Origin of the sequence: Pseudomonas sp. NPDC090208 (genome assembly GCF_044746785.1) — a bacterium.
Taxonomy (GTDB): domain Bacteria; phylum Pseudomonadota; class Gammaproteobacteria; order Pseudomonadales; family Pseudomonadaceae; genus Aquipseudomonas.
In genome coordinates this window covers 400,440-419,094 of record NZ_JBIVCU010000003.1, presented here as the reverse complement: position 1 = coordinate 419,094, position 18,655 = coordinate 400,440, and the positions used below count along the sequence as shown (strand labels likewise).

At 61.7% G+C, this 18,655-nt stretch carries 15 protein-coding genes; 4 read left to right on the top strand and 11 right to left on the bottom strand.

Annotated features, from left to right (window positions below):
- Positions 1 to 155 precede the first annotated feature (155 nt).
- Positions 156 to 1,058 (top strand): glycine betaine ABC transporter substrate-binding protein, encoded by a 903-nt coding sequence (locus ACIPL0_RS07595; protein WP_400595472.1) that lies wholly within the window; start codon positions 156 to 158, stop codon positions 1,056 to 1,058.
- 33 nt (positions 1,059 to 1,091) lie between these two features.
- On the opposite strand, the gene ACIPL0_RS07590 is transcribed toward ACIPL0_RS07595, so the two are convergent.
- The 9 genes from ACIPL0_RS07590 to ACIPL0_RS07550 form a co-directional block, all read right to left on the bottom strand.
- Entirely contained in the window at positions 1,092 to 1,778 is a 687-nt protein-coding gene (locus ACIPL0_RS07590; RefSeq protein ID WP_400595474.1) for a TetR/AcrR family transcriptional regulator, read from the bottom strand.
- Between the two features lie 159 nt (positions 1,779 to 1,937).
- Complete coding sequence (locus ACIPL0_RS07585; RefSeq protein ID WP_400595476.1) at positions 1,938 to 2,708, bottom strand: class I SAM-dependent methyltransferase; 771 nt, start codon at positions 2,706 to 2,708, stop codon at positions 1,938 to 1,940.
- A 245-nt stretch (positions 2,709 to 2,953) separates the two neighbouring features.
- The gene (locus tag ACIPL0_RS07580) at positions 2,954 to 4,912 is read right to left on the bottom strand and encodes an acetyl-CoA carboxylase biotin carboxylase subunit (protein WP_400595478.1); all 1,959 of its coding nucleotides are present in this window, start codon (positions 4,910 to 4,912) and stop codon (positions 2,954 to 2,956) included.
- On the bottom strand, positions 4,909 to 5,724 hold the full coding sequence (locus tag ACIPL0_RS07575) for a gamma-carboxygeranoyl-CoA hydratase (protein WP_400595480.1): 816 nt from the start codon (positions 5,722 to 5,724) through the stop codon (positions 4,909 to 4,911). Before ACIPL0_RS07575 ends, ACIPL0_RS07580 begins: the two co-directional genes overlap by 4 nt.
- 13 nt (positions 5,725 to 5,737) lie before the next feature.
- Entirely contained in the window at positions 5,738 to 7,345 is a 1,608-nt protein-coding gene (locus tag ACIPL0_RS07570) for a carboxyl transferase domain-containing protein (protein WP_400595482.1), read from the bottom strand.
- A 92-nt stretch (positions 7,346 to 7,437) separates the two neighbouring features.
- The gene (locus ACIPL0_RS07565; RefSeq protein ID WP_400595484.1) at positions 7,438 to 8,601 is read right to left on the bottom strand and encodes an isovaleryl-CoA dehydrogenase; all 1,164 of its coding nucleotides are present in this window, start codon (positions 8,599 to 8,601) and stop codon (positions 7,438 to 7,440) included.
- Positions 8,602 to 9,466: 865 nt separating this feature from the next.
- Positions 9,467 to 10,366 carry a hydroxymethylglutaryl-CoA lyase gene (locus tag ACIPL0_RS07560; protein ID WP_400595486.1) on the bottom strand — a complete coding sequence of 300 codons (900 nt, stop codon included), beginning with the start codon at positions 10,364 to 10,366 and terminating at the stop codon, positions 9,467 to 9,469.
- A 54-nt stretch (positions 10,367 to 10,420) separates the two neighbouring features.
- On the bottom strand, positions 10,421 to 10,801 hold the full coding sequence (locus ACIPL0_RS07555) for a MerR family DNA-binding transcriptional regulator (protein ID WP_400595488.1): 381 nt from the start codon (positions 10,799 to 10,801) through the stop codon (positions 10,421 to 10,423).
- 316 nt (positions 10,802 to 11,117) lie between these two features.
- Positions 11,118 to 12,065 carry a LysR family transcriptional regulator gene (locus ACIPL0_RS07550; protein ID WP_400595490.1) on the bottom strand — a complete coding sequence of 316 codons (948 nt, stop codon included), beginning with the start codon at positions 12,063 to 12,065 and terminating at the stop codon, positions 11,118 to 11,120.
- A gap of 158 nt (positions 12,066 to 12,223) precedes the next feature.
- On the opposite strand from ACIPL0_RS07550, the gene ACIPL0_RS07545 reads away from it, so the two are divergent.
- Positions 12,224 to 13,456: an acyl-CoA dehydrogenase gene (locus ACIPL0_RS07545; protein WP_400595492.1), complete on the top strand. Its 1,233-nt coding sequence runs from the start codon at positions 12,224 to 12,226 to the stop codon at positions 13,454 to 13,456.
- Between the two features lie 118 nt (positions 13,457 to 13,574).
- Here the strand turns inward: ACIPL0_RS07545 and ACIPL0_RS07540 are convergent, their stop codons facing one another.
- A complete protein-coding gene (locus tag ACIPL0_RS07540; RefSeq protein WP_400596033.1) occupies positions 13,575 to 14,912 on the bottom strand; it encodes a substrate-binding domain-containing protein in 1,338 nt (445 codons plus the stop codon).
- A 242-nt stretch (positions 14,913 to 15,154) separates the two neighbouring features.
- The gene (gene xthA / locus ACIPL0_RS07535; protein WP_400595494.1) at positions 15,155 to 15,967 is read right to left on the bottom strand and encodes an exodeoxyribonuclease III; all 813 of its coding nucleotides are present in this window, start codon (positions 15,965 to 15,967) and stop codon (positions 15,155 to 15,157) included.
- 208 nt (positions 15,968 to 16,175) lie between these two features.
- Between xthA and ACIPL0_RS07530 the strand changes: the two genes are divergently transcribed.
- Positions 16,176 to 16,826 (top strand): GNAT family N-acetyltransferase, encoded by a 651-nt coding sequence (locus ACIPL0_RS07530; RefSeq protein WP_400595496.1) that lies wholly within the window; start codon positions 16,176 to 16,178, stop codon positions 16,824 to 16,826.
- 66 nt (positions 16,827 to 16,892) lie between these two features.
- A complete protein-coding gene (locus tag ACIPL0_RS07525; protein ID WP_400595498.1) occupies positions 16,893 to 18,623 on the top strand; it encodes an autotransporter assembly complex family protein in 1,731 nt (576 codons plus the stop codon).
- Positions 18,624 to 18,655: the final 32 nt, after the last annotated feature.

Here is an 18,655-nt window from a genome sequence, read left to right as displayed (position 1 = left end):
GCGCTGCCGAAGGGGGACTAAGATCGGCGGGCAACGTCTGCCGGCCGCCGTGTTTTCCGGCGTTCCCCGAGTTCAAGGCGTTGTGCTGTCATAACAACAACAGGTATCAACACTTCCTGCTGCCACCAAAAAAGTCGAACAAGGGGATATGCACAATGGTTGCTGATTCGCCGTATAAGAAGATGCTTTGTGGTTGGTTCGCCGGGGTTGCCATGGCCGCCGCCAGCCTGACGGTTCAGGCTGCGGAGCCCGCTCCCGTACGCATCGGCTGGGTCAACTGGTCCGACACCGAAATCACCGTGAAACTGGCCACCACTGCGCTGGAAGACCAGCTCAAGCAGCCGGTCAAACTGGTGATGGCGGACATCGGTATCCAGTTTCAGGCGCTGGCCAATGGCAACATCGACATGATTCCGATGGTCTGGTTGCCGAGCACGCACAAAGCGTTCTACGACAAGTACAAAGACAAGCTTGAAGACCTGGGCGTGCTGTACGAGGGGCGGATCGGCATGGCCGTGCCGACCTCGATTCCGGTCAGCGAGCTGGCCAGCGTCGAGGACCTCAACAAGCCGGGTATTCGCGAAAAGCTCGACGGCAAGATTCTCACCTCGGAAGTCGGCAACGGTCAGTACAAGCTCACCGTCAAGGCCATGGAGGAGTACAAGCTGGAGGGCTACAAGCTGGTGGCGTCATCGGAAAGCGGCATGCTCAACGAGCTGGACCGCAACCTGAAACGCGACAAATGGGCACTGATCAACGCCTGGAGTCCGCACTGGATGTTCTCCAAGTGGTCGCTGCGCTATCTGGATGACCCCAAGCACATGTTCGGCGGTGCCGAGCAGATCCACGCCTTTGCACGCAAGGGCTTCAGTGCCGAGTATCCGCAAGTGGCGCAGTTCTTCGCTCATTACTCGATCCCGCAGGCGGATCTGGAGAAGCTGATGATGCAGGCCCGCGAAAGCACCGCCGACAAGGCAGTGGCCGAGTATTACGCGGCGAACAAACCGCGTTTCGAAGCGATGTTCAAGGCGACGGCCACAGCCTCCAGCGGGCAATAAGCCACGTCACCCAGCAGACAGCCCGGCGCGGATTCACGCCGGGCTTTTTTCTGGGGCAAGACCTCGCAACAACAAGCGTGTGGCAGTCGTTACTGCGGCCTCGTAATCGGCCGCAGTGCGGTGATCCGGGGCGTCCTGACCGGGCATCTGCCAGCCGAAACCGATGCACGATTGCGCCATGGCCGCCAGGGTCAACAGCAAGTGATCGGGATCGACCGGAGCCAGCAGACCGCGATCGATCCAGCGCCGCAGGCAGGCCGCGCTCTGCCGCGCATGCGCCGTCCATTGCGTGAACCAGGCCTGTGGCAGGCGAGGCGCGCCTTGTCTGAGTTCGACCATGAACACCCTGGCCGCCGACGGACGCTGCTCGAACAGGCGAATCATCGCCGTGACCTTCCTGACCATCGCATCCAGCGGCTCCTCCTCATCCTCGAACGGCGAACAGGTTTCCAGATAAACGGCAGCAATGTCCGCCAGCACCTGGGCGTAGATGTTTTCCTTGGACTTGAAGTAATACAGCACGTTGGATTTGGGCAGCCCGGCGCGCTGGGCCACGCTTTCCACGGTGGTCGCGGCGAAACCGTCCTGGGCGAACGCCTCGCTGGCGGCGCGGACAATACTGTCGCGCACATCCGGCCCGGACAGCGGCGGACGGCCACGGACCGGGCGTACCGGCGGATGCTTCGCGTCCAGACGGGCGTCGAAAGGCATGATGTACATCGAAGATTCCTTGTTCTGCGTGATGCCGGACCGGTCTGCGGTCGGCATTGAGCTTCGCAATATATAAAAATACATAGCGAAAGCCCATGGCACGTTTGTCGGAATCAGCGAAGGGTCATGCTTTGTCCAGGCTCCGTGGTTTGCCGAGGTGGCGGCGAGTCAATCCACCCGGCGGCACAGATAGGCCTGAGTTTGATAGGGGAACGCAATGCTTTGTTGGCCGCGCAGGGCAGGGTGGGTGTCGATCAGTTCGCGCAATTTGCCGGCGACCACGGTTTTTTCGTGCTCGGGCAGGGCGGCGATGAAGCTGACGGACATGAAGCGGTCCATGATCACCGACTGCGGGCTGCCGGTGTGGCTGTAGTTGAAGCAGGTCACCTGCGGGTCGGAAAAATAGCGGCCATTGAAGGGTTGGCGCCAGTTGCCAGTGTGGAAGCGCGGGGTGTCGCCTTCATACGGGGTGATGATTTCGGTGATCGCGGCGACCCAGTCCACCGATTCATCGCGCACGTTCCAGATCAGCCCCAGACGGCCCTCGGGCTTGAGCACGCGGTGGATTTCGGCCAGCGCCGCTTCTTCGGCAAACCAGTGAAACGCCTGGGCGCAGACCAGTGCATCGGCAGTGCCGGCGGCCAGCGGGATCGACTGCGCGGTGCCCGGTATCAGCCAGAGGCGCGGCCATTGCTTGGCGAACTCCAGACGCATGGCATCGACCGGCTCGACCGCAATGACGTCCTGAGCCAGCGGCACCAACAGGCGGGTGAACTTGCCGGTGCCGGCACCCAGATCGACCACCGTGGCGTCCGGGGTGATGCGCAGTGCTCCGGTGAGCCAGCTGTCGAGTTCCGCCGGGTAGTCCGGGCGGCCCTGATTGTAGGTGGTGGCTTCCAGTGAAAAACCGGTCTGGGCTGAGCTGTGAACATCCGACATGGGCAATGGCCTCCTCGCGTGAACGGGTCAAAGGTAGCGTGATCCTGTGACAACGCGAAAGACACAATCTTCGATGCAATTCAGAGCAGATCGCAGACCTGTAGGAGCGTGGCTTGTCCCGCGACCGGCGACGGAGTCGTCGTAATCCCTGCGCATGCGGTTTGCCTGATATACCGCATTTGCAGGGTTTTCTGCCGCTTTGCGACAGGTCGCGGGACGAGCCACGCTCCTACAGTGGGGTAAGGCTATTCAGTGAGTTCCACCAGCACCGCCCCCTCACTGACCATTTCCCCCTCGCTGCAATACAGCGCAGCTACCGTGGCGGCGCGGTTGGCACGGATGCTGTGCTCCATCTTCATCGCCTCCAGGACCACCAGCGGCGTGCCGGGCTCCACCGCATCGCCGACATTGACCAGAACCCGCACGATGCTGCCGTTCATCGGCGCGCTCAAGCCGCCGTGGTGGCCGGGGCCAGCGTCAGCCTCCGCAATCGGGTCGACGGCTTTCAGCGCATGCAGCTCGCCATTCCAGCGCAAGTACAGGGTTTCGCCGCGACGGATCGCCAGCGTCTGCTGCCTGACACCATCCTGCTCCATCGACAGTTGGTCGCCTTCCAGCACCACCGTGTCCGACCTGCCGTTCAGCGTGACCTTGGCGGTTTCGCCCGCGCAACTCAGGTGCAGATCAGTTTCGTCCGGCAGGCCCAGACGCAAACCGCTGGCGGCAGACCAGGGCGATTGAGCGTCGTCGTCGCGAATCCGCAGCGGCGTACTTTGCCGCCAGGCTTCGGCGGCGGTTTGCCAGAACACTGTGGGCAGTGGTTCGGCGGCAGGCAGCAGGTCCTGCTGGTATCGCGGGATGAAGCCAGTATCCAACTCGGCCCGGGCGAACGCTGGATGGACGATGATCCGCCGCAGAAACGCCAGGTTGCTGCGCAGTCCGCCGATGGCAAATTCATCGAGCATCGCCAGAAGACGCAAACGTGCCTGCTCGCGGTCTTCACCCCAGGCGATCAGCTTGCCCAGCATCGGGTCGTAAAATGGCGAAACCTCATCACCTTCGGTCACACCGCTGTCGACGCGACGACCGGGGCCGGCACTGGATTCGCGGTAGATCTCCAGTGTGCCGGTGGCGGGCAGGAAGTCGTTGGTCGGGTCTTCGGCGTACAAGCGCACTTCGATGGCATGGCCGTTCAACGGCACTTGATCCTGAGTCAGCGGCAGCAGTTCACCCTGGGCCACGCGCAGTTGCCAGGCCACCAGATCCAGACCGGTGATCGCTTCGGTCACCGGATGCTCGACCTGCAACCGCGTGTTCATTTCCATGAAAAAGAACTCGCCACGGGTGTCCAGCAAAAACTCCACGGTGCCGGCGCCGACATAGCCGATGGCCTGCGCGGCACGCACCGCCGCTTCACCCATGGCGCGACGCAGGGCCGGCGTGAGGCCAGGGGCGGGGGCTTCTTCGACGACTTTCTGGTGACGGCGCTGGATCGAGCAGTCGCGCTCGTTGAGGTACAGGCAGTGGCCGTGCTGGTCGGCGAACACCTGGATCTCGACGTGACGCGGCTTGAGCACGTATTTCTCCACCAGCATGCGCGAGTCGCCGAACGACGATTGCGCTTCGCGCTGCGCCGACGCCAGCGCATCGGCCAGGTCTTCGTCGCGCTCGACTACCTTCATGCCTTTGCCACCGCCGCCAGCCGTGGCCTTGAGCAGCACCGGATAGCCAATACGCGCTGCGGCTTCACGGAAGGTCGCAGCGTCTTGGGCTTCGCCGTGATAGCCGGGCACCAAAGGCACGCCGGCGGCTTCCATCAACGATTTGGCCGCCGATTTGCTGCCCATGGCGTCGATGGCCGAAGAAGGCGGGCCGATAAAGACCAGACCGGCCTGTTCCACGGCGCGGGCGAAACCGGCGTTTTCCGAGAGAAAGCCGTAGCCGGGGTGAATCGCCTGGGCGCCGCTGTTTTTGGCGGCGGCGATCAGTTTGTCGATCTGCAAGTAGCTGTCGCTGGCTTTGCTGCCGCCCAGATTGACGGCCATGTCGGCCTCGCTAACGTGGCGGGCATGGCGATCGGTGTCGCTGTGTACGGCCACGCAGGTCAGGCCCATGGTCTTGGCGGTGCGCATGATCCGGCAGGCGATTTCGCCGCGGTTGGCCACCAGAATGCGGGTCAGAGTGGTGTTGTTCGGGCCAGTCATGGCTGTGGTTTCCCTTGATGATCGGTTTGCCAGGCGGGCGGGCGCTTTTCCAGAAAGCCATGCAGGCCCTCCTGGCCTTCATCGCTGATACGGATCCGTGCAATGGCGTCTTCACAGTAATGGCGCAGGGCAGGGCTGAGGGTGCCGTCGCCGACTTCAAGCATCAGCGCCTTGCTGACCTGCAAGCCTTGCGGACTGTTGAGCAATAGATTGGCGATCCAGCTTTGCAATTGTTCGTCCAGTTGCTCTGCCGGATAACACTCGGCCACCAGCCCGATTTCCCGGGCGCGGGCACCGTTGAAACGCTCGGCGGTCAGGGCATAGCGGCGGGCATGGCGCTCGCCGATGGCCTGCACCACGAACGGGCTGATCACCGCCGGAGCCAGGCCGATACGCACTTCCGACAGACAGAACTGCGCGTCGTCGCTGGCAATTGCCATGTCGCAGCAACTGATCAGTCCCAGCGCACCGCCGAACGCTGCACCTTGCACCACGGCCAGGGTTGGAATGGTCAGCGCGGCGAGGTTGTACATCAGGTCGCCCAGTTCGCGGGCATCCTTGAGGTTGGCCTCGTAGTCCAGTTGCGCACAGGCCTGCATCCAGGCCAGGTCAGCGCCGGCGCTGAAATGCCGGCCACGGCCGCGCAGCAGCAGGAAACGCAGGCTGCGGTCGGCCTGAATCTGCGCGAAAGCGCTGATCAATTCCTTGATCATCTGCGCATTGAACGCGTTGTTCTTGTCCGGGCGGTTCAGCCACAAGGTGGCAAAGCCGCGCGGGTCGTGTTCCAGGGTGAGGGTCTCGAATTCGGTCATGGCCACGCTCCGGTCACATGCGGAACACGCCGAAGCGTGTCGGTTCGATGGGGGCATTGAGCGCGGCGCTGATGGCCAGGGCCAGAATGTCGCGGGTCTGCGCCGGGTCGATCACGCCGTCGTCCCACAGTCGGGCGCTGGAGTAATACGGATGGCCCTGGTGTTCGTACTGATCGAGGATCGGCTGCTTGATCGCTGCCTCCTGTGCCGCGCTGAACGCCTCGCCGCTGCGTTCCGCCTGCTCGCGCTTGACCTGTGCCAGTACCCCGGCAGCCTGTTCGCCGCCCATCACGCCGATACGTGCATTCGGCCACATCCACAGGAAACGCGGATCGTAGGCGCGGCCGCACATGCCGTAGTTACCGGCACCGAAACTGCCGCCAATGATCACGGTGAATTTGGGCACGTTGGCGCAGGCGACCGCCGTGACCAGCTTGGCGCCGTGTTTGGCGATACCGCCGGCCTCGTATTTCTGGCCGACCATGAAGCCGGTGATGTTTTGCAGGAATAGCAGCGGGATGCCGCGTTGGCAGGCCAGTTCGATGAAGTGCGCACCTTTTTGCGCGGCTTCGGCGAACAGGATGCCGTTGTTGGCCAGGATCGCCACCGGATAGCCGTGCAAATGGGTGAAGCCGCAGACCAGGGTGGTGCCGAATAGCGCCTTGAATTCGTCGAATTGCGAGCCATCGACCAGCCGGGCAATCACCTCGCGCACGTCGAACGGTTGCTTGGCGTCGGCCGGAATCACCCCGTAAAGCTCGTCGGCCGGGTACAGCGGCGCGACCGCCGGGCGAGTCTGCACCTGACCCTGCTTGCGCCAGTTGAGGTTGGCGATGCAACGCCGAGCCAGGGCCAGCGCGTGCTCGTCGTTGTCGGCATAGTGGTCGGCGACCCCGGAAATCTTGCAGTGCACATCGGCACCGCCGAGTTCTTCGGCGCTGACCACCTCGCCGGTGGCCGCTTTCACCAGTGGCGGGCCGGCGAGGAAGATGGTCGCCTGCTGGCGAACCATGATGGTTTCGTCGGCCATGGCTGGCACGTAGGCACCCCCGGCGGTGCAGGAGCCCATGACCACGGCGATCTGCGCGATGCCCATGGCGCTCATGGTCGCCTGATTGAAAAAGATCCGTCCGAAGTGTTCGCGGTCCGGGAACACTTCATCCTGACGCGGCAGGTTGGCGCCGCCGGAGTCCACCAGATAGATGCATGGCAGGCGGTTTTCCCGGGCGATGGCTTGGGCGCGCAGGTGTTTCTTGACGGTCAACGGGTAGTAGGTGCCGCCTTTGACCGTGGCGTCGTTGGCGATGATCATGCATTCCACACCTTCGACCCGCCCGATCCCGGCAATGATGCCGGCCGCTGGCACGTCTTCGCCATAGACCTCATGAGCAGCCAGTTGCGCGACTTCCAGAAAAGCCGAGCCCGGATCGAGCAGGCCGTTGATGCGCTGACGCGGCAGCAGCTTGCCCCGCGAGGTGTGACGTTCCTGCGCCTTGGCACCGCCACCCTGGCGGACCTGGGCGAGCAGGGTGTGGAGGTCGTCGACCTGTTTGCGCAATGCTTCGCTATTGGCGACGAACTCCGCCGAACGCGCGTTCAATTGTGTTTTCAGAACTGTCATAAGAGCATTGCTCCCCAAGACTCATAAACCGATTTTCCGGCTTGCACAGCACGCGTCTGCTTGCGGCTTACCGCTCAAGGCTCGCAGCTGCCTCACTTCGTCTCGTTGAACAGTTCGCGTCCGATCAGCATCCGGCGAATCTCACTGGTACCGGCACCGATCTCGTAGAGCTTGGCGTCGCGCAGCAGGCGGCCGGCGGGAAACTCGTTGATGTAACCGTTGCCGCCGAGGATCTGGATGGCGTCGAGGGCCATTTGCGTAGCGCGTTCGGCGGTGTAGAGGATCACCCCGGCGGCGTCCTTGCGTGTGGTTTCGCCACGTTCGCAGGCCTGCGCCACGGCGTACAGGTAGGCCCGGCTGGCATTGAGCTGGGTGTACATGTCGGCGACCTTGCCCTGGATCAGCTGGAATTCGCCGATGCTCTGGCCGAACTGCTTGCGGTCATGGATATACGGCAACACCACGTCCAGACAGGCCTGCATGATCCCGGTGGGGCCGCCGGAGAGCACCACGCGCTCGTAATCCAGCCCGCTCATCAGCACTTTCACGCCGCCGTTCAGCGCGCCCAGCAGGTTTTCTTCCGGCACCTCGACGTCGTCGAAGAACAGCTCGCAGGTGTTGGAGCCGCGCATGCCCAGCTTGTCGAATTTGTTGCTGCGGCTGAAACCCTTCCATTCGCGTTCGACGATGAATGCGCTGATGCCGTGGGGGCCCTTGTCCAGCTCGGTCTTGGCGTAGATCACGTAGGTGTTGGCGTCGGGACCGTTGGTGATCCAGGTCTTGCTGCCGTTGAGCACGAAGCGGTCGCCGCGCTTGTCGGCGCGCAGTTTCATCGACACCACGTCGGAGCCGGCATTGGGCTCGCTCATGGCCAGCGCGCCGATGTGCTCGCCGCTGATCAATTTCGGCAGGTAACGGCTTTTCTGCTCGGGATTGCCGTTGCGGTTGATCTGGTTGACGCACAGGTTGGAATGGGCGCCGTAGGACAGCGCCACAGACGCAGAGCCGCGGCTGATTTCTTCCATCGCCACCACATGGGCCAGATAACCCAGGCCGGCGCCGCCGTATTCTTCACCGACGGTGATGCCCAAAAGGCCCATGTCGCCGAATTTGCGCCACATGTCGGCGGGAAACAGGTTGTCCTTGTCGATCTGCGCAGCACGCGGGGCCAGCTCGTCAGCGACGAAGGCCTGCACCTGGTCGCGCAGCATGTCGATGGTTTCGCCGAGGCCGAAATTGAGGGTGGGGTAGTTCATGAGACTGCATTCCCTTGTTGTTTTTGGAGGGGCTGTCAGGGGGTAATAATCTGTATCACCTTTACGTTAACGTAAACCTGCGAGAGAGGGGATGTCAACGCGTGCGTCAATGGATGACGAGGATCCGTCGCCGGACCGCGACAGAGCGCTCAACGCCGTACCCGTAGGAGCCGGCTTGCTGGCGAACGCGGCAGGTCAGAACCATCGGCGCTGACTGATACAACCCATTCGCCAGCAAGCCGGCTCCCACAGGTTCAACGCTGTTACGGGGTGTGAGCTGAAGAGTGAGAAAAGCGACGGGAGGGAGAAAAAAGCGGAGGGCAGATAGCACGAAGGGGAGCCATAGGCTCCCCTCCAAGTTCAGTTGCATGCTCTTTCTTGTTTTCAGACAGGTCTGTTGTTGTTTTTGGCGACCGTGCCTGTTTCGCTTTTTTGAGCGACCCCCATCCGGGGTCAAGAGCAAACGTATTTTTTTGAGCGCTGATGCTGCTTTGATCTTTCGATCCGACCGATTCGGACGCTACCTCAAGGTAGTTTTATTGTTCTCTGTCCGGTCGTGAGGCGTAAGCCCCGCGCAAAGCGATCCACTCCAAAAAAATCAGTTAGCTGCGCCTCTGTCCGTGTTGTTCTTGTTATGTCAGAGCCGATACGTCTTGTTTTTATTGGTTTGCTGCAATTTTTTATTTTTGTTGTACGTAAGACATAGCAGGAGCCATGCCAACTTTTCTCGGGTCCCGGAATCCGGGCTTTGCGGAAAATTCCGGATTTGGCCAGGGGCTGAATCCATGGGGAAATGTTTCCGTGTTACCCGTTTTCCTTACCTCATTGCCGAGCAGGGTAACACTCTGTGACAGTTTGTCGCACATCAGCCCGACAAACGTGCCTTCGCTACCCGCGAGCCGTTGGTGCGGCCCAGCACATCGCTGATGCGCTGGCCGGCGGCGATCAATTTGTCCAGGTCGATGCCGGTTTCGATACCCAGACCGTTGAGCATGTACAGCACGTCTTCGCTGGCGACGTTGCCGCTGGCGCCCTTGGCATAGGGGCAGCCGCCCAGGCCTGCGACCGAACTGTCGAACACCTGGATACCTTCCTGCAGGCTGGCGTAAATGTTCGCCAGCGCCTGGCCGTACGTGTCATGGAAATGCCCGGCCAGTCTGTTGCGCGGAATCTTGCCGGCCACCGCTTCAAACAATGCGCGGGTGGCGCCGGGTGTGCCGGTGCCGATCGTGTCGCCCAGTGACACTTCGTAACAGCCCATGGCGAACAGTTCGTTGGCCACCGCTGCCACCTGCTGCGGCGTCACCTTGCCTTCATACGGGCAGCCGAGCACACAGGACACGTAGCCACGCACGCGGATGCCATGCAGACGGGCCGCTTCCATGATTGGCACGAAGCGCTCCAGGCTCTCACTGATCGAGCAGTTGATGTTGCGCTGCGAGAAGGCCTCCGACGCGGCGGCGAACACCGCGACTTCCTTGACCCCGGCATTCAGCGCGTCTTCAAAGCCTCTGAGGTTGGGCGCCAGCGCAGCATAAGTCACGTCGGGCTTGTGCTGGATGGCGGCGAACACTTCGGCTGAACCGGCCATTTGCGGCACCCACTTGGGCGAGACGAAACTGCCCACCTCGATGTAACCCAGCCCCGCATTGGTCAGGTCATCGACCAGGCGAACCTTGTCGGCCACGCTGATGGGGCGCGCTTCGTTCTGCAGGCCGTCACGAGGACCGACCTCCACCAGACGTACACGTTGCGGCAGCGGCATGGGCAGGTTTCCTTTCTGATGTTGAGTCGAGGTTGTTGTTTTAATCGATTGAAATCAGGCGATATTTTCCAGCGCGCATTTGCAGCGCTCTTCAGCAGTGTCCAGCTCCAGTTGCATCTGTTGGATATCCAGCAATTGCTGATCCAGTTGCGCGCGGCGTTCGGCGATCTTCTCCAGCATGGTGTGCAGTTGCACGCGGTTGCCGCCGGAAGGGTCGTACAAACCGATCAGATCCCGGCATTCGGCCAGGGAAAAACCGATGCGTTTGCCACGCAGGATCAGTTTCAGCGTGACTTTGTCGCGGGCGCTGTAGATGCGTTCCAGGCCACGGCGCTCGGGGTTGAGCATGCCTTGTTCTTCGTAGAAACGGATGGTGCGGGTGGTGATGTCCAGCTCGCGGGCGAGGTCGGAGATGCTGTAGGTCGGGTGGCTCATGGCGGGGCTCGAACAGAGAAAGCGTGGGGCTAACCTACGGCGACCTTGACGTAAACGTCAAGGTGCCTGTACGCATTCGGCAGAATCAAACGCATCCGCCGTACACGGACCTTGTAGGAGCTGGCTTGCCCTGCGACCGGCCGTGAAATCTGACGACTAGGCATTTCTGACACACCGCGTTCAGCGGCCCTACGGCGGGTTCTCCGCCGGTCGCGGGACAAGCCGCACTCCTGAAAAAAAGAATGCAGGATTTTCTAGAAATGACATGAGCCTCATCTAGAAAATACATTAAGAATTTTCTTAAAACCGTTTTGATTCAGTTAGCTATAACTTCAAGCTCTTTCTCAAGCTTGCGTTCCTGCGCCGTCACCAGCTGGCACAGTTCGATGATCTGCTCGCGCATCCAGCGGTTGGCCGGGTCCTGGTCAGTGCTTTCGTGCCAGTACAGATGGGTTTCCACGGTTGGCACATCATTGACCGGCAGATAGACGAAATGCAGGTCGTTGCGGCGGGCGAAACGCTCCGGCACGGTCATGACCATGTCGGTCTGCTGCAGCACCTGCGAGGCCATCAGGTAATGCTGCGAGCGCAAGGCGATCTTGCGCTGGATGCCCATCTTGCCCAGCGACAGATCGACGTAGCCCAGGCCGCTGCGGCGGCTGGAAATATGGATATGCGCCACGCCGAGATAATCGTCGAGGGTGATCGTCTGTTTGTTCGCCAGCGGGTGGCCCTTGCGCATGGCACAGACATAGCTGTCTTCCATCAGCTTGACGTGGCGCACCTGCGGGTCGGTATTGAGTGGCGCGTCCACGGCGAAGTCCAGGCGACCGGCCGCCAGTTCCTTGGTGGTTTCCCGGCGGCGGGAGAGGAAGCTTTCGATGGTCACTGCCGGTGCGAGCCGGCGCAGACGCTGGAACAGCACTGGCAGAATCACCGCCTCGGTCAGGTCGGTCATGCTGATGCGGTAGTTCTTGTTGGCCTGCAGCGGGTTGAAGATGCGGCTTTCCTGCACCGATACCCGCAGCAGCGCCAAGGCGTTACGCACCGGGCCAATGATGTTCTGCGCCATGGGCGTCGGCACCATGCCCTGGGCGGTGCGCACGAACAGCGGATCGTTGAAGGTTTCGCGCAGACGGGCCAGGGCGTTGGACACCGCAGGCTGGGTGATGCCGACGATCTGGCCGGCGCGGGTCAGATTGGCCTCGGTATAGATGGCATCAAAGACGATGAAGAGATTGAGATCGACCTTGCTCAGGTTCATGCGACGCGCCCCATGTTGTTTTTGTAGTGTCCCAATAGGCCGATCATATATCGGTGATGAATGTTTATACACGCCGAGAATAGGTTAGATAAATAGGCACCTGTCCTCTAGCATCGTTTCCATGAACTGATTCCACCTCATCGGAAGGTAGCTGCCCCATGGATTTCGCTTATTCCCCCAAGGTCCAGGAACTGCGCGAGCGCGTGACCGCGTTCATGGACACCTATGTGTACCCGGCCGAGCCGGTGTTCGAACGTCAGGTGGCCGAGGGTGATCGCTGGCAGCCGACGGCGATCATGGAAGAACTCAAGCTCAAGGCCAAAGCCGAAGGGCTGTGGAACCTGTTTCTGCCGGAATCGGAACTCGGTGCCGGCCTGACCAACCTGGAATATGCGCCGCTGGCCGAGATCATGGGCCGCTCGCTGCTGGGGCCGGAGCCGTTCAACTGTTCGGCGCCGGACACCGGCAACATGGAAGTGCTGGTGCGCTACGGCAGCGAGGAGCACAAGCGTCAGTGGCTTGAGCCGTTGCTGCGCGGGGAAATCCGCTCAGCGTTCGCCATGACCGAACCGGATGTCGCCTCTTCGGACGCCACCAACATGGCCGCCACCGCCGTGCGCGACGGTGACGAGTGGGTGATCAACGGGCGCAAGTGGTGGACTTCCGGTGCGTGCGACCCGCGCTGCAAGATCATGATTTTCATGGGCCTGAGCAACCCGGACGGCCCGCGTCACCAGCAACATTCGATGATTCTGGTGCCCACCGATGCGCCCGGCGTGAAGATCGTCCGGCCGTTGCCGGTGTTCGGTTATGACGACGCCCCCCACGGTCACGCCGAAGTGCTGTTCGACAACGTTCGGGTGCCATACGAGAACGTGCTGCTGGGCGAGGGTCGCGGCTTCGAGATTGCTCAGGGTCGCCTGGGGCCTGGACGGATTCACCACTGCATGCGTTCGATCGGCATGGCCGAGCGTGCGCTGGAGCTGATGTGCAAGCGTTCCGTACAGCGCACCGCGTTCGGTCGCCCACTGGCGCGACTTGGCGGCAACATCGACAAGATCGCCGACTCGCGCATGGAAATCGACATGGCGCGGCTGCTGACCCTAAAAGCCGCTTACATGATGGACACCGTGGGCAACAAGGTGGCGAAAAGCGAAATCGCCCAGATCAAGGTGGTCGCGCCGAACGTGGCGTTGCGGGTGATCGACCGGGCGATCCAGATCCATGGCGGCGCCGGGGTTTCCGGTGATTTCCCGCTGGCGTACATGTATGCGATGCAGCGCACCCTGCGCCTGGCCGACGGCCCGGATGAGGTACACCGCGCGGCGATCGGCAAATACGAAGTGGGTAAATACGTGCCGAAGGAGATGATGCGCAGCGAGCATCGGTAAGTCGGTGTGCCTATCTGTAATTGAATGATGTGAAATCTGTAGGAGTGAGCTTGCTCGCGATCTGTCCGAAAGTTGATCGCGAGCAAGCTCACTCCTACAGTTTGGGTGGCTCCTGTCCTCACTCCACCCACACCTCAACCCGCCGGTTCTTGATCCGGCCCTCGTCGGCATCGTTGGCCGCCACTGGCATTTCGTCGCCGAAACCGCGGACATCGCGCAGGATCACCTGATGTTTCAGCAGCTCACGACGTACAGCCATCGCGCGCAGGCGTGAGAGCAACTGCGCCCGGGCCGGGTCGCTTTTCGCGTCGCCGAAGCCCACCAGGGTGACTTTCTGGTTCAGCTTGTCGTGGTCCTTCAGGTAATCCGCCACCCGCTTGATGTCCAGCCGGGCCTTGTTGTCGAGGCTTGCGCTGCCCTGGGCGAAGCGGAAGTTCACCGACAGCCGTTCGGCCTCGCGGGTCAGGTTCTGATATTCCAGCGGCATCTGCTGCGTGGCGCGGACTTTCACCGCCTGCACGTTCTGCGCTACAAATCCGTTCTGCGCGACGATGGATTGCCCCTGCGGACTCTGGGCGAAACGCACCAGCGCCTTGGCCCAGCGCTGCCTGGAGTCGGGTGGCAGGTAGAAATACAGGCGGCGCGACAGCGGATAGTCCTCGGTGGCGATCAGGCTGGTGCTCGGCAACATGGCTTTCGATTCGCCGTCGATAATCGCCAGCGCCCGTGCCTGACGAACATAGGGCAGGCCGATGAAACCGATGCCCTGGCGGTCCTGGCTGACCTGATCCGACAGTTCTTCGCTGGATTCGAACCGTCTGGCATCGCTGGCCAGGCGCTTGCCGGACTTGGCCAGCACCAGTTCGTTGAAGGTGTCGTAGGTGCCGGATTGTTGATCGCGGGCATAAAGATGGATGGCGCCGCCGCTGCCGCCGAGCTGTTCCCAGTCGTGGATCTCTCCGGAAAACACCTTGGCGAGTTGCGCGATGGTCAGCTCCCGCAGCGGGTTGCCAGGATGCAGGATAACGGCGACGCCATCGATGGCGATCACCTGCTCGGCATTGTGGCTGCGCAGATCACCGAGCGCCGACAGTTCGCTGACTTCACTGTCCTTGATCGGTCGTGACGAGGCGGCGAGATCGGCCTGGGTGTTTTTCAGCGCGACAAAGCCGGTGCTGGAACCGTGAGCGGCGACGTCGACGATGACGCTCTGCCCGGAAGGCAGTTGCCCGATCAGCCGGGTTTCGTTGGCATTTGCGCCGGGCTGCTGCTGGATCGACGTGGCGCCTTGCTGATCGAGCAGGCCTTTGACCAGTGCCGGACCCAGCTGCGCGCCGATGGTATTTGAACCCTGAATGCGCAGGGCCGGTGTGCCGTCGTCGGGGACAGGCAGGGCGGCGGCGTAGGTGTTGGCGGCGCAAGTCAGCGCAATCAGAAACAACAGACGGAAGCGCAACATGGGCGGCATCTTCTATAGGCGGAAGTTGCCGGAGAATAAGACAGACAGATGACGGCCAGATGACAAATCGTGCGCAATGACCTGTAGGAGCGCGGCTTGTCCCGCGACCGGCGGGGAGCCCGTCGTAAAGTCAGCAAGCCGGTGTGTCAGCAGTGTCGCGTTTACAGGATTCGCTGCCGCTCCCCGGCAGGTCGCAGGACAAGCCGCGCTCCTACAGGGGCGCGGCAATCAGTTTTCGGTCACTCCAGTTCCAGCCAGATCGGCGCGTGATCGGACGGTTTTTCCATCCCGCGCAGGTCGTAATCCACGCCTGCGGCCTTGATCCGTGGCTGCAAACCCTGGGAGGCCAGAATCAGATCGATGCGCAGGCCGCGCTTGGGCTCGTCTTCGAAGCCGCGGCTGCGGTAGTCGAACCAGCTGAACTGGTCGATCACTTCCGGATACAAGTGGCGGAAGCTGTCGACCAGACCCCAGTTCTTCAACTTCGCCATCCACTCGCGCTCTTCCGGCAGGAAGCTGCATTTGCCGGTTTTCAGCCAGCGTTTGGCGTTGTCCGGGCCGATGCCGATGTCCCTGTCTTCCGGCGAAATGTTCACGTCGCCCATGACGATCAACGGCTGGTCGTTGCTGAAGCGGCTTTCCAGCAATTGCTGCAGGTCGGCGTAGAAGCGCAGCTTGGCCGGAAACTTGGTGGGGTGGTCGCGGCTTTCACCCTGGGGGAAGTAGCCGTTCATGATGGTCACCGGCAGGCCGTTGCGGTCGGCGAAGGTGCCCCAGATGAAGCGGCGCTGGGCGTCCTCGTCATCGGTGTCGAACCCCTTGTGCAGAGTCAGTGGCGCCTGGCGCGAGAGCAGGGCAACGCCGTAGTGGCCTTTCTGTCCGTGGAAATGCACGTGGTAGCCCAGCGCCTCGATCTCGGCCTGGGGGAACTGGTCGTCGGAGACTTTGGTTTCTTGCAGGCCGATGACATCCGGCTGGTGCTTTTCGATCAACGCTGCCAACTGATGCGGACGGGCACGCAGGCCGTTGATGTTGAAAGACACAATTTTCATGGGCGGCAGTCCTGGCAAAAATCAAACAGCGATGCTAGCCGACCTGTCCGCGAACGGCCAGTCACACATGATCGCGCCCGGCGTCAGCGCTGCTACGCTTTCAGGCAGGGTTAAACACCTGCGGAACCGCTGTCACCGCCAGGACTCGAACAGTTGACACCACGAACCCGGCCAGCCGAGCCAGGTCGTTATCACAAGGGACGTTCACATGCCTGAAGCCGCCATTGCCACGACCGACATCCGCCAGTTGGACAGCGGTTACTCCCGGGAAGCGCGTTCGCTGCTGTACCACGCCTATCGTCATGAACCGAGCTTCGCCTATCTGTTCGAGTCGGGGCGCTCCGGCTATGAGCAGCGGGTGCGGGCGACGATTCGCGAGTTGGTCAAACAGCACTTCCTGCAGGACATGCCGGCGCTGGGCCTGTTCGTCGAGGACCGCCTGGTGGGCGTTGCACTGATCGCGCCGCCGCAGCGCCGACTGGGCATCACCGAAAGCTGGGCGTGGCGCCTGCGCATGGTCATGGGCACCGGCCTGCGTTGCACCCAGCGTTATCTGGAGTACTACCAGGCGGTGCTGGCGTGCCTGCCCAGTGACGCGGTGCATGTGCTGCCGTTGCTGGGTATCCATCCGGACTTTCAGGGGCAGCATTACGGCGAACAGCTGTTGCAGGCCCTGCATGACTGGTGCGCGGTGGATGAAAACTCCAAGGGCATCGTGCTGGACACCGGCAACGGTCACTATCTGGAGTTTTACAAGCGTCAGGGATATGAGGAAATCGGCGAAGTTGCTGTAGGACCAATCCGAGAGCATGTGTTTTTTCATCCCAATCCCCAGGTTTCATTGGGTTCCATCGCTTAAGCGCGGAAAAACCATCAACCCCGCGGGTTCCAGCCGTGCCCGCCGCTCGTGTTAGCATCCGCGCCTATGAAGTTTCCCGGTCGATTTACCAGTGGTGTTCTGCTGATGGTTTCCAGCTGCGTGGCATATGCCGACGCCCAGCTGGACGTGCAGATCAAACCCTCCAATTCCGAGCTCAAGTCCAATATCGAAGGTTACGTCGGCTCGCTCGGCGAGCGTAACGAACGTGCCCTTGAGCGTTTCAGTGTCGGTGCCGTCGAACAGGCGCGCAAAGCCGCGCAGGCCCTGGGCTATTACCAGGCGCAGATCGACAGCGAGGTCAGACAGACCGACAAGAACCTGCAACTGGTCCTGACGGTGCAGCCCGGCGAACCGGTGCACCTGCGCAACGTCACCGTGCGTATCGAAGGGCCGGCCAGCCAGCTCAAGGCTTTCAAGGTGCCCAAGAGCGATGCGCTCAAATCCGGCGCCGTGCTCAATCATGGTCACTACGAAGACGCCAAGCGGCTGATCCAGAATCAGGCGGCGCGTTACGGCTTCTTCAATGGCCGCTTTGTCACCCAGCGTCTGCTGGTCGATCCCCGCGCCGGGGTGGCCGACATCGAGCTGGTTTACGACAGCGGACCGCGCTTCACGCTGGGCAAGGTGGCGTTCAGTGGCGATGCGCCGTTCGACGAAGACCTGCTGCGGCGGATGGTGCCGTTCAAGGAAAACACCCCGTACGACTCCGAGCTGATCGCCGAACTCAACCAGGCCATGCAGTCCAGCGGCTATTTTGAAGGTGTGCGGGTGGATGCTTCTCCGGCTTCGGCGCAGGGGCAGATCATCCCCGTCGAGGTCCAGTTGCAGACCCGCAAACCGCGCACCGTGGGGCTGGGCGTAGGCTTCTCGACCGACGTCGGGCCACGGGTCAAGGCCAACTGGGAGCGCCATTGGGTCAACCCGCAGGGCGACAGTTATGGCATCGAAAGCGAAATCTCTGCTCCACGCCAGAACATCGGGCTGTTTTATGACATCCCGCTGGACCCGCCATTGACCGACAAGCTGCGCTGGGCCGGCGGCTATCAATATGAAGAAATCGCCGACACCGACAGCCTGAGTAAATTGCTGACGGTAGGCCCGGAATGGCACAGCAAGCTGCCCAGCGGTTGGGAGCGGGTGATCTCGCTGAAATGGCAGCACGAAGAATACCGGCTGGGTGACGACTCGGGCCTGAGCACCTTGCTGATGCCGGGCTTGAGCTATTCGTACCTGCGCAGCGACAACCGCATCGACCCCAGTCGCGGCTATCGCCTGCAGTTCGATACCCAAGTGGCCAAGGAAGGGCTCGGCTCGGACGCCAACGTGCTGCACGGTACAGTAATGCTCAAGGGCCTGACCACCCTGGCCGACAAGCACCGCTTCCTCGGTCGGCTGCAAGCCGGTGGCACGGCCACCAACGGCTACAAATCGATTCCGCCATCGCTGCGTTTCTTTGCCGGTGGCGATCAGAGCGTGCGCGGCTACGACTACCAGTCGCTGTCGCCGACAAACTCCGTCGGTGACAAGATCGGTGGCCGCTACATGGTTGCCGGCAGCGCTGAATATCAATACTCGTTCGCCGAGAAGTGGCGGGTGGCGGCGTTCATCGATCAGGGCAACTCGTTCAATTCGCTGGACTTCCCCAGCCTGAAAACCGGTGTCGGTCTGGGTATTCGCTGGGTGTCGCCGGTCGGGCCGCTGCGCCTGGATCTGGCCCATGGGCTGGAGGACCCGGGCGGTATTCGCCTGCATTTTTCAATGGGACCTGAACTGTGACGGGCACCGCTGTGGCAAAACGTATCGCGGCC

What these genes read in the sequence shown, in the direction of transcription:
- ACIPL0_RS07595 (WP_400595472.1), top strand. Translation starts at nt 156, where the DNA reads ATGGTTGCTGATTCGCCGTATAAGAAGATGCTTTGTGGTTGGTTCGCC.
- ACIPL0_RS07565 (WP_400595484.1), bottom strand. Translation starts at nt 8,601, where the DNA reads ATGAACTACCCCACCCTCAATTTCGGCCTCGGCGAAACCATCGACATG.
- ACIPL0_RS07555 (WP_400595488.1), bottom strand. Translation starts at nt 10,801, where the DNA reads ATGAGCCACCCGACCTACAGCATCTCCGACCTCGCCCGCGAGCTGGAC.
- ACIPL0_RS07545 (WP_400595492.1), top strand. Translation starts at nt 12,224, where the DNA reads ATGGATTTCGCTTATTCCCCCAAGGTCCAGGAACTGCGCGAGCGCGTG.
- ACIPL0_RS07560 (WP_400595486.1), bottom strand. Translation starts at nt 10,366, where the DNA reads ATGCCGCTGCCGCAACGTGTACGTCTGGTGGAGGTCGGTCCTCGTGAC.
- ACIPL0_RS07530 (WP_400595496.1), top strand. Translation starts at nt 16,176, where the DNA reads ATGCCTGAAGCCGCCATTGCCACGACCGACATCCGCCAGTTGGACAGC.
- ACIPL0_RS07585 (WP_400595476.1), bottom strand. Translation starts at nt 2,708, where the DNA reads ATGTCGGATGTTCACAGCTCAGCCCAGACCGGTTTTTCACTGGAAGCC.
- ACIPL0_RS07575 (WP_400595480.1), bottom strand. Translation starts at nt 5,724, where the DNA reads ATGACCGAATTCGAGACCCTCACCCTGGAACACGACCCGCGCGGCTTT.
- xthA (WP_400595494.1), bottom strand. Translation starts at nt 15,967, where the DNA reads ATGAAAATTGTGTCTTTCAACATCAACGGCCTGCGTGCCCGTCCGCAT.
- ACIPL0_RS07550 (WP_400595490.1), bottom strand. Translation starts at nt 12,065, where the DNA reads ATGAACCTGAGCAAGGTCGATCTCAATCTCTTCATCGTCTTTGATGCC.
- ACIPL0_RS07580 (WP_400595478.1), bottom strand. Translation starts at nt 4,912, where the DNA reads ATGACTGGCCCGAACAACACCACTCTGACCCGCATTCTGGTGGCCAAC.
- ACIPL0_RS07590 (WP_400595474.1), bottom strand. Translation starts at nt 1,778, where the DNA reads ATGTACATCATGCCTTTCGACGCCCGTCTGGACGCGAAGCATCCGCCG.
- ACIPL0_RS07570 (WP_400595482.1), bottom strand. Translation starts at nt 7,345, where the DNA reads ATGACAGTTCTGAAAACACAATTGAACGCGCGTTCGGCGGAGTTCGTC.
- ACIPL0_RS07525 (WP_400595498.1), top strand. Translation starts at nt 16,893, where the DNA reads ATGAAGTTTCCCGGTCGATTTACCAGTGGTGTTCTGCTGATGGTTTCC.